The 13,330-nt window shown below is 36.7% G+C and carries 14 protein-coding genes; all 14 read right to left on the bottom strand.

All coding sequences use genetic code 11. The features are described 5' to 3' along the window. Nucleotides 1-1,661, bottom strand: a 1,661-nt coding sequence (locus HMPREF1639_RS07200) for a phage tail spike protein (RefSeq protein WP_052045465.1), incomplete at its 3' end; no start/stop codon positions are given. A gap of 14 nt (nucleotides 1,662-1,675) precedes the next feature. Beyond that, complete coding sequence (locus HMPREF1639_RS07195; RefSeq protein WP_036764912.1) at nucleotides 1,676-2,338, bottom strand: hypothetical protein; 663 nt, start codon at nucleotides 2,336-2,338, stop codon at nucleotides 1,676-1,678. 3 nt (nucleotides 2,339-2,341) lie between these two features. Continuing rightward, complete coding sequence (locus tag HMPREF1639_RS07185) at nucleotides 2,342-4,981, bottom strand: phage tail tape measure protein (protein WP_052045464.1); 2,640 nt, start codon at nucleotides 4,979-4,981, stop codon at nucleotides 2,342-2,344. Between the two features lie 262 nt (nucleotides 4,982-5,243). Beyond that, nucleotides 5,244-5,600 carry a hypothetical protein gene (locus HMPREF1639_RS07175; RefSeq protein WP_036764909.1) on the bottom strand — a complete coding sequence of 119 codons (357 nt, stop codon included), beginning with the start codon at nucleotides 5,598-5,600 and terminating at the stop codon, nucleotides 5,244-5,246. A gap of 63 nt (nucleotides 5,601-5,663) precedes the next feature. Beyond that, nucleotides 5,664-6,215 (bottom strand): hypothetical protein, encoded by a 552-nt coding sequence (locus HMPREF1639_RS07170; protein ID WP_036764907.1) that lies wholly within the window; start codon nucleotides 6,213-6,215, stop codon nucleotides 5,664-5,666. A gap of 2 nt (nucleotides 6,216-6,217) precedes the next feature. Further along, nucleotides 6,218-6,559, bottom strand: coding sequence for a hypothetical protein (locus HMPREF1639_RS07165; protein ID WP_036764905.1), 342 nt, complete (start codon nucleotides 6,557-6,559; stop codon nucleotides 6,218-6,220). Continuing rightward, nucleotides 6,549-6,962 (bottom strand): HK97 gp10 family phage protein, encoded by a 414-nt coding sequence (locus tag HMPREF1639_RS07160; RefSeq protein ID WP_036764902.1) that lies wholly within the window; start codon nucleotides 6,960-6,962, stop codon nucleotides 6,549-6,551. The genes HMPREF1639_RS07165 and HMPREF1639_RS07160 overlap by 11 nt, the downstream gene beginning before the upstream one ends. Beyond that, nucleotides 6,962-7,276, bottom strand: coding sequence for a phage head closure protein (locus tag HMPREF1639_RS07155; protein WP_036764899.1), 315 nt, complete (start codon nucleotides 7,274-7,276; stop codon nucleotides 6,962-6,964). The genes HMPREF1639_RS07160 and HMPREF1639_RS07155 overlap by 1 nt, the downstream gene beginning before the upstream one ends. Then, nucleotides 7,269-7,583: a head-tail connector protein gene (locus HMPREF1639_RS07150; protein ID WP_198021077.1), complete on the bottom strand. Its 315-nt coding sequence runs from the start codon at nucleotides 7,581-7,583 to the stop codon at nucleotides 7,269-7,271. Before HMPREF1639_RS07150 ends, HMPREF1639_RS07155 begins: the two co-directional genes overlap by 8 nt. Before the next feature lie 48 nt (nucleotides 7,584-7,631). Beyond that, nucleotides 7,632-8,783 (bottom strand): phage major capsid protein, encoded by a 1,152-nt coding sequence (locus HMPREF1639_RS07145; RefSeq protein WP_036764893.1) that lies wholly within the window; start codon nucleotides 8,781-8,783, stop codon nucleotides 7,632-7,634. A gap of 14 nt (nucleotides 8,784-8,797) precedes the next feature. Next, nucleotides 8,798-9,616: a hypothetical protein gene (locus HMPREF1639_RS07140; protein WP_052045462.1), complete on the bottom strand. Its 819-nt coding sequence runs from the start codon at nucleotides 9,614-9,616 to the stop codon at nucleotides 8,798-8,800. A gap of 2 nt (nucleotides 9,617-9,618) precedes the next feature. Further along, the gene (locus HMPREF1639_RS07135) at nucleotides 9,619-10,917 is read right to left on the bottom strand and encodes a phage portal protein (RefSeq protein WP_198021076.1); all 1,299 of its coding nucleotides are present in this window, start codon (nucleotides 10,915-10,917) and stop codon (nucleotides 9,619-9,621) included. A 36-nt stretch (nucleotides 10,918-10,953) separates the two neighbouring features. Then, complete coding sequence (locus tag HMPREF1639_RS07130; RefSeq protein WP_036764891.1) at nucleotides 10,954-12,723, bottom strand: terminase large subunit; 1,770 nt, start codon at nucleotides 12,721-12,723, stop codon at nucleotides 10,954-10,956. Continuing rightward, a complete protein-coding gene (locus tag HMPREF1639_RS07125; protein WP_036764889.1) occupies nucleotides 12,723-13,199 on the bottom strand; it encodes a phage terminase small subunit P27 family in 477 nt (158 codons plus the stop codon). The genes HMPREF1639_RS07130 and HMPREF1639_RS07125 overlap by 1 nt, the downstream gene beginning before the upstream one ends. Between the last annotated feature and the right edge of the window lie 131 nt (nucleotides 13,200-13,330).

Genomic DNA, 13,330 nt, shown 5'->3' with positions numbered 1-13,330 from the left:
TCTTTTTGACTTTTGACTTGCCATTCATTTAATTTGTTAGGGTCGTTACTAGGCTCGTTTGTGGTAAAATCATTATGAAAATCTCCATTGGATATTAAATTAAACTTAAAGGATTCTCCATCCTTACCTTTTAAAGCGTCTAATAAGTCTTTTTCAAGTGAGTCTTTACTAAGTGTACCATTTCCAAATTGTAGTTTTTCACCATCAAATTTAAGTAAGAAGTCATTATCATCCTTACCAATTAGAAAAGTCCCACGCTCCAAATCAAGCTTTACATATCCACCTTTTAGCACACCTGTAGTAATTCTATTAGCAACTATTGACCCATCTATAGTCATAGCCATTTCATATGGACCCTTATATCCAGTATTACTATAAGCAAGGCCGTTTAAATTCCAACGCCACACTTTGGTAGCTGTTTCAATATCTGCTGTATCCATGATTAGTAATTCGTCTTTACGCTTGACCACATGACCATTTAAGGCGTTATTCAATAGCTTGGTGGCGTTTTCTACTGCCTCTTGCATAGCTTTAGTAGGATTAGGTATATCCTCTATTTTCTTAAGTATTTCAGTATTTGAGGATACTGCCGACCCACTCATAGCCTGTATAGAGTTATTACCTAGGGTAATACTATTTGCTTGCGGATTAGTCATATCAATTGTCAACTCACTTACGGGAAATATCTTATCTAGGCCGTTAGGCTTAGAAATTACTCGTACTTGGTCAAGTAATTCTATTTGCTCGATATTAACATCTACCATGTGTAAGTCAATCGCTCTTACCTTAATTACCACGTTTTCAAATTGTATGCTTTTTAGGTATTCTTCTCCCTTATGTTTTAAGATAAGGGGCTTATGAACGTCATCCCATGTTACAGTCTTAAATATCCAACCATAAGTATCAATTGCCGATTGACTAGTTACATAGTCAACCCCGTTGTTAACTGATTTTATAGTAAGTCTTTCCTCTAATTTAGGAATACTACTTTCTTCCAATCTTGCACCTAAGGGAATAACAGCCGTTACTATCTGCGTGGCGTCAATATTCTTAGTAAAGTCAAGTAAGTTAGTACCAAATTCTATCACCTGGGTATTGGTCTTAGGGTAGTCTTTTAAATAGTCTAGATACTTCTTATCTCCCTCTATTCTAACTCTTAAATGACCCCCGTATTTATCGATTAAGTCAGTCTTGATAACTTGTAAGGTTGACTCCCAGTTAGTATATTTGTATATACTGTCATTGTCATCATGTACCGTTACTATTCCCACCTCAAATTGTAATCGTGGGTCACTCACCTGTAAATTATGATTGGTTATTAGAGTTTCCAAATAACCTCTTATACTCAAATTATGGTATTCATGAGGACGCTGTACACTATCATTTAAGTAAGCCAACGCACCCTCACAAGTTATCTTTTTGATATTTTTAAAATCGATATTTTCATCAATTGGCCTACAACTAAAAATTGGCCTACCCTCTGAGTAGACCAGTATTTCTGATTTCATTTTTTTAATTTTATCGTAAATATCATCTCCTGGTAGTATTCCAAATTCAAGCGTACCAGCATTATTATCTTGTAACTTTAAGATAGGAGATGTTAACGACATATCATTAGATAAATCAAATATTAAATTATTATCACAAAATATCTTATACATATTTACCCCCTATCTTATAATGACTCATTACTATATAAGAAAGTCAAATCTCCATTACCTTGAATTTTGAAATTATTAACCGTTTTGCTCAATCTAATATGATCATATCTAGTATAACTAGATGTTAGATTATAATTAATATTATCTCCCTCGGCTGTAATGGTCCCATTACCTGTAAATTTAACTAAGGGCCACACTGTGCCCACACCGTTATAATCTACGCTTATATCGTGACTATCTCCACTGTTTAAATTATACGTAATCTCGTGTGGCGGGACACTTATATAATAAGGGTAGACGTTTTTGCAAAAAAGTTTAAAACTAAATAAATCACCGTTTATTTTACTAGGTTCTCCAACTTTCCAACGCCCTCTTAAAACTTCCCCGGGTCTATCCGGTTCCTCAATATCATTAACTTTACCATGAATAAATCTTACTAATTCATAATAATTTTTCATACGTTGTGTATAGTCACCCTCAATAGGAAGTAATACAAATTCTACTTCCCTATCGCCGTAACGCACACCACCCATTGACTCGGTTAAATCCACGCTACCATTACGGCCTGGGACCTCTACAATATAGTCTTTAGGCTCGGGTTGAGATATGGTTTTTTGAGTTAGTAAAAACCCCCAATGCTCCAACAGTCCTATTGATTTTATTTTTAATTGTCGCACTACTTACACCCCCCTCGCTCTAAGATTATATTTATAGCCTAACTGTGCGTCTATCTCGTCTATAGTCTCACCTATTAAAGCTTGTTTGTCGATATATAAATCTCTGCTACAAGCATTTGCCACTTTATCACAACTTACTTCAATGACCTTAATTATATCGGATAGGCTTATTGCCCCGATGTTATCAGGTGATTTAAAGGTAGCCGATAAGTTACGCTCTAAATTAATACCAGTCTTTCCACTACCGACCATATCGTCTACTAGTGATTCTAATGGTCCTACTGCTTCATCTGAATTTTTTTCAATACCAACACCTATACCAGCTGGTATAAACGCACCTACTTCTTTAGCCATTACCCTAGATGGTGAGAATATGCCTAAAGCGTCCTTTGCCCTGTCTACAAGGCCGTTTAAAGCGTCCCAAATACAGTCATATAGATAACCTACGGCGTTACCTATACCTCTAGCAATACCATAGATAATATCTTTACCGATACTAAACATTTTACTAGGTAGACTCTTAACAGCATTGATAATTGTATTGGCCATTTGTCGCATTTTGTTACCTGCTGTACTTATCATCTCACTACCCCAACGGGCCATATTAGATATAGCACTTTTAATAGCGTTCCAAATATTCCCCGGTAATCTAGCCATTGTATTCACGACATCTGACAAAATACGCTTGGCACTATTTACACCTGCTTCAAGCATTTTACTACCCCACTCGGCAAATTTTCCAATAGCACTAAATACAGCCGACCAAAATTTAAAAGGTAATTCGATAAAGATAAATATAAGTGCGTCTACTATGCCGTTACCTATCTTTTTTCCCAACTCCAACATCTGACTACCCCACTCTACTAGGTTAGTCCCCAGGTCGGAAAAGAATTTACCTATTTTGGCAGGTATCTCGCTTATCCATTTAAAAACTGCGTCAACTGCATTTCTAAAGCCCTCGCAATTGTTATATAACTTATATAAAGCTACACCAATAGCAATTATAGCACCTACAATTAGTACAAAGGGATTGGTTAATAAAAGTGAAAAAAGTCCACTAAATGCCCCACCTACGGCACTAAGCCCTGTTACAATCGCCGGACCCAGTGTAACTAGTTGTCCTATCAAAACTAACATTTTACCGACGCCTATTAATAGTGGTCCTAAGGCAGTTACAACAGCCAATACACCAATTATTATTTTTTGTGTAGATGGACTTAATTCACCGAACCATTTTGCTAGTCCTTGTAGTTTTTCTGCTAGGTCCTTTAAAAGTGGTCCTAGTGACTCTAGTAAAGTTTGACCTAATTCAATACCTGTATTCTTTAAAGCATTAAGGGCCTTTTTTGCTCTTGCACTAGGGGTGTCTAACTGCTCCAGGGCCTTAGCCGTATTACCTGTAGACCCTTTCATTTTAGCTAGTTCGTTGTTAAATTCTTCAACACCCTTACCAATTAGAGTTAAAGCACCTGTACCAGCTTCTGTTGACCCCCACAAATTAGCGAATTCCGTGGTATTACCACCTACTGAGTCCATCAAAATTTTAAGAACATCACCTAATGACATACCACTAGCCATTAACTCGGCGAAACTTTTACCGGTCTTTTCCTGTAGTACATTGGCTACTTCTGACCCATTTTTACCTAACTCGTTTAACATTGATTTTAGATAAGTACCGGACTCTTTCGTCCTAATACCATTCTTAGTTAAGTTGGCGTACGCCGTGGCCAAGTTATCAATATTGACCCCGTAAGCACTGGCAATAGGTATTACCTTACCCATACTAGAGGCCAACTCGTTAACTGTAGTCTTACCATCATTCTGAGTCTGAATTAACTTATCTGCGATACTTCCTGCCTCTTTTGCTGATAGACCATATGAATTTATAATAGTCGTCAAGACGTCTACGGCATCTGATGTTTCAAGAAAACCGGCTTTAGCTAAGTTAGTAGCCGTACCAACAAATCCTACTGCGTTAGCTGTGTCAACTGACGCTGATATCGCTTGATAAGTAGCCTCTGTAATCTCGGTAGCACTACGCCCCGTATCAGTGGATAATTGTAATATATCTTTACTTAATTTGTTAAGTGATACTTTGGATGTATCGGCAATAGTACCAACTTTAGCCATACCGTCGGCAAAGTCTGAGGCTAATTTTGCTGACCCTGTTAGAACCGCTCCTGTAACTGCTGATAGTTTCGATACACTTCTACCGACATCCTCAATTTTACCCCCTGCTGATTTTAGATTTTCTCCAAACGCTTTTACCTGCTGGCTACCAACTGACCCGAATTTTTTTTGCTCCTCAGTCAAGCCTTTTAGCTTCTGTTCAGTATTGATAATTTCACGCTGTAAGTCTCTATATTGTGCTTCTGTAACTTTAACTTCTCCACCATCAATTTGTTTCATAGCGGATTTTAAAGTACTTAATTTCTCTTTAGTGTTAGCAATTGACTTATTTAGTAAGTCTTGTTTTTGCTTTAGAAGTGTAACATTTCCAGGATCTAACTTTAAAAGTGAGTTGACCCCTTTTAATTCTGACTGTAGCGATTTAGTTTTACTATTAACATCACCTAACGCCTTACTTAATTTAGTAGTATCCCCACCTATTTGAATAGTGATACCCTTTAACTGTCCAGCCATTATTACCCCCCTTTTCTCATATCTTTAAAGTGTGAATGTAAGGCGTCTACGTCCGGCTTAGTTTCCTCTAATCTATAAGCATTATCCAAATACTCTCGTCCTTTTTCAGTTTGATTTAAAGAATATATAAAGGCGTCACGCCTATATATTAAATAATCAATTATATCTAATTCTTGGACTTCTAACATATTTAACCGTGTATACTCACTTACTAGGTGGTCGTCCCATGTTGTAACTTCGTATTTATGCCCCGTACTTTCTTCTAATGGATAGTACGGGATGGATAGTTTTTTGAATCTTGCACACTGGTAGTAAATTCTATGTAGGCTTGTAGGAATATTACTATATCTTCCATATCAAATATGTTTTCCAGCTTTTCACAACTAATACTGATGTTCTCACGATTACGGCTAATTACTTTACTACATAAGTTGTAAATCTGCCCGACATCTTCGATATTGATATTATCTTCGGTAATATCATTTAACCCCTTAGATAGTTCCACTAATTCAGTTAATAGCTTCTTACTAGGGGTATGTAGATGTAATTTAGTCTGCTTATCATCATTTAAGATTATTTCTAAACTTGCCTTTTTTATATTATTAAAATCTAACGCCATTTTATTCACTCCTTTAAATTTAGTCTTAAAAAAACGGGGTACTTATGCACCCCGTCTAGTTTATTATGCTGATTTTTCTGTTTCTTCTATAAAGGTAATCAGTGTACCCTGATTATCACCAGGTAACGCCTTAAACTCTGCGTCTATAACTGTTTCCTTGTCCTTAAGGAAAGCTATATCAAAGCCGTTTTGATTAGTACCAACTATCATAATCCATACGTCACCGTCGGCCTTATCTGAGTGGTGGAAGCACAATACATACTTCTTACCGTTGGCGTTTCCTGCACCACCTATTTTAACTGTTCTAAGCTTCTTACTCTTATCCTCTGTAACTCTTGCAGTAGAACACAACTTTTCAAGTGTAGCACCGTTCCACGTCAATACTCCTGACTTTAGCGTTACTTCTTCTTCTGTCAGTATGCTCTTACTAACATATCCTAGGTCATCTTTTGCCTCATAAAATGACGGCTTATACTCAAGTGTAGCCCCACCCTGAATATATCCTAACCTATTCTTATCCATGCAAATAGCACTTATTTCAGGTAAAGTTCCCGTAAACTCCATACAATACAATTTACCTGAACCTAGTCTTATTTTTTCAACATTTTCTGCCATTATTATTCTCCTCTCTTTTCAAAATAATCAAACTCGTAAATAGTTTGATATATATTTTCGCTATCTATATAATAGCGACTTTCTTTTCTCCACCCATCTATCATCATTGGATAGTATTCATTTAGTGCATTTTCAAGCCTATTTACAATCTCATCATCTGGCATATATTCGTATAACTCAATTGTTATACTCCTACGTTTTAGCAGTGGTAAATCATCACTACCACCACTGACATAGTTATCATGATATACAGCATAAGTCGTATTAGGTGGCTTGATAAATCTAGTTTGTTTGTAGGTTTTATTTCTAATAAACCCACTTAATTCAAGTATTTTATTTACCATTTTCTATCGCCTCGGTTAATGATTTTATATAATTCTTTTCAACTTCGTTATATGCGTTTTCGGCAAACTTAAAAGCTTTAGACCTCTTACCATTTCTCAACATATGACCATGTTCTAACAAGTGAGTTAATCTATAATCCGAACCCTTGACGTACCAAATTTCACTATATGACAATCCTGCAAACCTCTCTTTTTCTATATGTTTTTTTGACGTGATGTTGTCTTTATAGTGCTTTTGTCTCTTACCAACAGGGGCAGTATCCTTGGTTAACTTAACAAGTTGTTTCATGGCTTTTTTAGTTTCAGTCTTTACAGCTTTATTGACTATATTCTTGTTGTAGTCGTTCAAGACTTTATCTATGGTTTCAACCAATTCATTAGGATTGATTTTATAATCTACCATTATTGACTAACTCCTAAAAGTCTAACGTTCTTATGTTCATATCTATAGTCATCATAGTCATGGATATCATATATATTGCCGTTGAAAAGAATACGATATAGTTGTGTATTTAACTCTATATCTTCTATCTTCTTAAAATATCTTACTTCAAATGTTAATTTGTTTTTAGACTGGATGGCTCCAGCACTTAAATATTCCTCACCTTGCCTAGTCTTATTGACGTTAGCATGTAAGGTATATATTGACTTCCACTTCTCAGTATCCTCATCTATCTTCTGTACGATAATAGGCTTGTCGTATATTTTCTTAGCCATTTTTATTTCTCCTTAACTCCAATCTTAATTGTAGGCTCATATCGTCAACTAGACGCCTCGTATTACCTGTTAGGGTATTACTCTCGGCGTATCTATTCTCATATAAGTCATTAACTATTATTAGTGTTAACTCCTTAGCCCTAGGGTCATCAGTAGGGTAATTCTCACCAATTGCCCCTTTTAAAATATAATCGGCAGTCTTAATTATACGCTGTATATTATCTTCTATCATGCTGTCCATATAATCTATACCTAGATAGGTACAAACTTCGTCAATTGTTACTACCACTCTATCACCTCTAATCATATAAAGCTTATAAAGGCCCTTAAATGGGCCTACAAGCTTTATTTTATACTACGCCTCAGTAGATGTTATGAATCCTCTTACAAATGAATCTGCGTCCTTAAGTGTAACATCTTCTCTTTCTATCGCCCTATAAATCGTCAAATCTTCTTCAAAGGCGTTTAGCGTGCCTATACTTGCTACCCCTGAAATAGTGATAGTTGTTAACGCCCTATCCCAATACTTAACAGCCTCTTTTAAATCACCGATTATAAAAGGAATCTTCTTAGTATCAGTTGGCATATCTGCATTAGGTACTACAACTACTGGTATAATGTTAGGTCCTACCTGTAGTCCCATGTTCATAGTCTCACCTGGCATTGGTGCAAGTAGATATCTACCAGTAGTATCCTTAAGCGTATCTAGGTACTGTAGTCCATCATCATTAGTTACTATCTTAGACGTTGGCTTAAAGGCCTGTCCTAGTGTTACGTTTAGGGCCTTTTTGATACCATCTAAATTCTTCAAGTCTGTAGCCTGCTTAGTTTTTATCTTTTCCAAGATTAGCTTGTTGGCAGTTACTCTCGACTCATCACCTAACCACTCCATAATTGTATTGGCTATGTTCTGGTCGCTATCTGCTAGTAACTCGTTTGTAACAGGCAAGTAACCCGCATATTTTGCTATTTCATAAGATATTCTTTCAAACTGTGGCGTTGAATTAGCTGTAATCTTACCGCCCTCACCCACCTTAGTGAATCCAGTCTGCTGTGATCTCTTCTTATAAGTTCTCTGACCCTTATTTGTAGTTACTTTTTCTACATCTACTAGGTCAAGTAGTGACGCCTTAGCCGTCTTGTATTCGTTTATTTTAGTCTGAATATCTTCTGGAACGACGTATCCACCGTCTGCCTGCACGCCCTCAGACATCTTACCAGCTTTTACAACGAATCCGTTTCTAGCGTCCTCAGCAAACTTCTGTATTGCTGTCTTTTCATTTTCCTTGTTACTAAGATCCTTAACCTGGTCATCTGTAGGCGTATTCTCTTCCTTACTTAGATTGTAAAGTCTTTCTTCTGCCTCATATTCTTTCTTCAACTGCTCAACTTCATCTAGCAAAGCCGTCGCCTTATCTAAGTCCTTGTTTTCTTCTTCCATGAAAAACTTAGCCTGGATAGTCTTTTCATTAATTGCGTTTAGTAATTCTCTCATTTTCTTATTCATTGTTATTTACCCCCTTAAAATTTTGCATTTAAAAAAGATACTGCGTTGTCTAATCTTTCCTTGACCTCAGTATCTCTCATGATTTCTTTTTCATTTTTTGATGTATTTTCGTTCGGTGTTTCTTCCAATGGCTCTGGCACTGGCTTAGTAAATCCAATGCTTTTAGTTGTGCCTGCTCTCGGTTGTGCTGGTACTGCTACAAATGATAACTCGTACGCCTCGGAAGCTCCATCAAGTAACATCTTACATCTTTTCTTAGTTGACTTGCCGTTAGCGTCAACCTGGTCATATTCTCTACCTGGCCAGTGTCTACAGTACTCTTTCATATTGTCGCATCCACAAATATTACACACTATTCGTTTTGCTACCGTTGAGGTCGATACTTCTTTTTTAATACCGCCCTTAATTTCGGTAATTAAGTCCTTGTTTGACTCGGTAACCATGATGTAAATCTTAGCTATTAAGTCGGTGTGTAACTCTCCTAACTCTGTAGTCTTGTTAGCATTTTGGACTAACTCGGTATCATACACCCTCGCTATCTGATTGTCAGACTTCCTGGCGTGGTCTTTTAACATGGTCTTGCCAGGATATAGCTTTTTTAAATCCTGTAAGGCCTTAAGATTAAACGGCATGTTATTTCTGTCATCTTGCTCATTATCTGCAATAACTGCCTTAAAAGTAAATACTTCTTCTGCTGTGACATTAGTTAAAGTATACTTATTAATCTTTTTTAGGTCCTCGTCAGTTATTTCCAATGGCGAAATACTCGACACCTTGGTAATGACTCCTGGGATAGCCTCAGGGTCATTAAAATTTAACTTTTCATCAGACATAATTAATTGTCCCCCTTTCTTTGATTTTCTGCGTCCTTATTAGGGGTAATATCCCCATTACTCGTATCCGTCTTGATATATTGTATTCCAGCTAAATCAACTGGTATACTTGCACCATTACCTAGCAACTTATCTCCACCTGGTTTAGTTTCCAAATCAAGCATAGCCCTTGCCTCATTAGGTGTATAAATAAAGCCGGCTACTCCCTTAGATAGCGTATCTATTTGAGTAGATAGGTCGGCCCTCAGTATCACATTAACATTAAATTTCACGTGTATACCATTCAATATCTCGGCACGACTAAGTAATTTATATGTAATTTCTTCCTCGTATTGTTTGACAATATAAAGTAGTGTATCTACGTAAAAACTTAACTGCTGAATTTCTGTACTAGCGTATGACGATTTAGTATAATCTCCTATCTGATACGGCTTAATACCAAATGCACTTGCTATCTGTAAGGCAGTGTATTGCTTAACCTCAATAAATTGGTTATCAGCTAACTTAACATTGAGAGGTGTTAACTGTGCTCCTAGTGGAATAGGTATAATATTCTCTATCCCCTCGTTAGCAAGTCCACCTTTACTATATGACTCTATACCAGCTACGAATGTTTTTACATTTTCATCATTTAGATTTCCTGTATACTGTAATACAGCCTTAGCAGTAAAGCCTGAGTCGTACATCTTTTCAACAAGCTTTTGAGACTTAACCCCACCTTTTAAAGTAGTACTCAATTGTTCTTGTATAGGTACTCCAATTAAGCCATCAAATGTATTGCTTGTCTTAAAGTGTAGTATTTCTTCTGATCCAAATTTATATACCTTACCACCTGCGTAATATAAGTAATATATATCCGGTTGGTCGGCTAAAATAAGGGCGTCGTCGTACCATACTTTTACGTCTGTACTAGGTAATATCCATAACTTTTGTTCAGTACCTACACCCTGTATCCATACATAGGCGTTACCATAGTGATTACGGTTATATTCTACAGTTGACCAAAATATCGACGCTGTCATATAAGAGTTAGGTCTATCATGTAACAAGGTATATAAGTGATGGTCTCTAAGTGTTGAAACGCCTTTATTTTCGTTATGTTGTAGTATTTTGAGTGGTAGTTTACCTATCGACTCAGACAATACTTTCAAGCATGAAAAATAAGTAGCTTCACTTAGATTATTACTTCCTGCATTTGCGTCAATTCCTAGGAATTTATAAAGCTGATTTAATTCAATATTTCGTGAATTAGCTTTATTTTTGATACCTAGTTTTGATAATGTTTTAGAAAATATATTCAAGTATAATACTCCTTTCTAAAATTTTATATCGTGTGATTAATTGTCTGTTTTCCACCCCATAGCTTTTAAATACCTATCCATTTCCGAATCTATATTTACTATGACTGATTTCTTATTCTTAAGCCTGCAAGCATGGGCGTCTATAGTGGCGTCTACTGGGTCTATTCTTGCACATCTTGCACCTGGTTTTTTATCGACTTTAATTTCATCAAATGAATTTCTTACAATCGTGGCATTTAAAAAAGACCAGCTTAAAAGCTCGTCGCGTTTGTTGTATTCAACATCTCCACTTTTTACCAACAACTGTATATCAACGGTAGCGTCGTTAAGACTCTTACAAGACTGAACTATCAGCACAACAGGACAACCGAACTCCTCTAACTCCGATAAAATACCGTCGGCGTTGTGAGGGTCAATACCTATACCCAAAAATGTAAGGTCGTATTCTTCCTTAATCTCTTTTAAGTGCTTGATAATGAATTTGTAATCATTCTTGTAGTCATTGACTCCACCTGTGACAGTGATTAACTCCATCTGTTCCCATAAGTCATAAGGTGCTAAATCTGTGGCGATATGCTCTTCTAATCGACCTCTAGGCATGAATGAATGAGAATATATATAATATTTCTCTTTTTGTTCATGGGCTTCATTTACGTATGGCTCGTCAAATTCTAGCGCGTATGTTGTAAGGTCCCCACCACTTGAAAGGTCAAGGCCCACAAAACATGATTTACCCCTAAAATCTTCTAGCGTTCTATCGCTTCCACAATTAGCCCACTTGTCAGCCTGTATAAATTGAATATCTGCATTTTGCACCCACATATTAAGACATTTTGTAATAAAGTCTCTTAGGTCACTACCCCCCATATCTTTGGCAGTCTGCGCGTCGATTTTCAATGTTTCAAATCGTTCCGAGTCAGCACTAATAAACGGGTTGGCTTTCTTCCAATTTTCAGGGTCCCAAATATCATCATCAGGATCTAAGCAATAAATATCGATAAAAAAATCTTCCGCCGTGGCTGTGCCTTTCAGGATATTTATACAGTAATCGTCCATTTCCTTACAGAACGAATTGAGGTTATCACCACGGGTCGTTATCATAGATACTAGAGTCTCAGGCAGGGACCTCGTACCATTGTATAAAGCCTTATATATCTTGTTATCCCTATGTTGGTGTATTTCGTCAATTGAACTATAAATACTTCTAAAGCCATCTTCCAAGCCTGCTTCACGGCTAAGGGCTTCGATAGTGCAATTTGTATTAACTGCTAGCACTGTAGACTTATAATCTTTAACGTCGAAATAGTCGTCTAGGTCGTCGTCAATGGTTATGAATTTACTCATTTCTTCCCATGCTAGACGGGCCTGTCTTTTCTTAGTTGCAACCGTGAATAACTTACCATAATGATAACCACCAAAACCAGCTATATACGTTCCAATAATACCATTCTCAAAGGTCTTGCCGTTCTGCCTTGCCATTGATTTATAACGACGTCGGAATCGGCGTTTATTATTACTGGTCTTATACCAACCAAAGGTACATCCTAAGTCAAATGCTTGAGAATCTAATAAAGTTAAGGCCTTAGGCTCGTCACCCTCAGCAATAGTCAGGGTCTCAGCAAAGTCAATTATCTCATTGGCTTTATCTGGGTCATAATAATACGGGAACTTTTCAGTATTTTGACGGTCTAAATCTTTTAAGTGCCTTTTACAAGCTAGTCGGTGTAACTCCCCACTTGTAATATTACCAGCCACCACCTCACGGGCGTACTTAGTAACTCTGTCGTTGACTACTGCACTACTCATTAACCAGCTGTCACCTTTTCAAATTTTTTAAATTTGTTTTTCTTAGGTGCTTCTTTGTTAATTTCAGGAATAACCAATTTACAACGACTTGAAATAGTAAGCCCTAAATCACTGGCACAAGTACGACACTGCTTGAAGAATTTATCTTGTAAATTAGACCATTTAGATAAGGTATCTACGTCTTTTTGAACTTCTTTTTTTCGCAATTGCTTAACCGCGTTTAAATATAAATCGTTAGATATTATATATCTCGCTAGTGCGTCAACATCTGTTTCACTCATAATTTTCAACTTGATTAATTTACTCGCTATCTCGTTAAATTGTTTCTTTTGCTTAGCCGTCAAATAACTCGGGGCCCTTATATCGTCAGTAATAGGCTTGACCTCACTATCACGACGGAAATTAATTTCGTCTTTTGTTAAATGCTTCTTGCCATTAGCTATTACCAATTCTATTGGCTGTTTGTTACGTCCCATATTTTCACCCCCTAACTCTTGATTGTGTCAAAAATAATACTCAAAATAAAATAAAGGGACTTTTTACTGCGTTGTCCCCCCCTGTACCGTTATCCCCATGTATTTCCTATAGAATTTATACCACCCTTACC

It is taken from the genome of Peptostreptococcus sp. MV1, assembly GCF_000758885.1.
GTDB lineage: Bacteria > Bacillota > Clostridia > Peptostreptococcales > Peptostreptococcaceae > Peptostreptococcus.
Note: the sequence above shows the minus strand (reverse complement) of the source record. Positions and strands in the feature narration are given on the sequence as shown.

Coding starts and splice junctions, on each gene's coding strand:
- HMPREF1639_RS07185 (WP_052045464.1), bottom strand. CDS start 4,981: ATGGCTGGACAGTTAAAGGGTATCACTATTCAAATAGGTGGGGATACT.
- HMPREF1639_RS07175 (WP_036764909.1), bottom strand. CDS start 5,600: ATGGCGTTAGATTTTAATAATATAAAAAAGGCAAGTTTAGAAATAATC.
- HMPREF1639_RS07170 (WP_036764907.1), bottom strand. CDS start 6,215: ATGGCAGAAAATGTTGAAAAAATAAGACTAGGTTCAGGTAAATTGTAT.
- HMPREF1639_RS07165 (WP_036764905.1), bottom strand. CDS start 6,559: ATGGTAAATAAAATACTTGAATTAAGTGGGTTTATTAGAAATAAAACC.
- HMPREF1639_RS07160 (WP_036764902.1), bottom strand. CDS start 6,962: ATGGTAGATTATAAAATCAATCCTAATGAATTGGTTGAAACCATAGAT.
- HMPREF1639_RS07155 (WP_036764899.1), bottom strand. CDS start 7,276: ATGGCTAAGAAAATATACGACAAGCCTATTATCGTACAGAAGATAGAT.
- HMPREF1639_RS07150 (WP_198021077.1), bottom strand. CDS start 7,583: ATGATTAGAGGTGATAGAGTGGTAGTAACAATTGACGAAGTTTGTACC.
- HMPREF1639_RS07145 (WP_036764893.1), bottom strand. CDS start 8,783: ATGAATAAGAAAATGAGAGAATTACTAAACGCAATTAATGAAAAGACT.
- HMPREF1639_RS07140 (WP_052045462.1), bottom strand. CDS start 9,616: ATGTCTGATGAAAAGTTAAATTTTAATGACCCTGAGGCTATCCCAGGA.
- HMPREF1639_RS07130 (WP_036764891.1), bottom strand. CDS start 12,723: ATGAGTAGTGCAGTAGTCAACGACAGAGTTACTAAGTACGCCCGTGAG.
- HMPREF1639_RS07125 (WP_036764889.1), bottom strand. CDS start 13,199: ATGGGACGTAACAAACAGCCAATAGAATTGGTAATAGCTAATGGCAAG.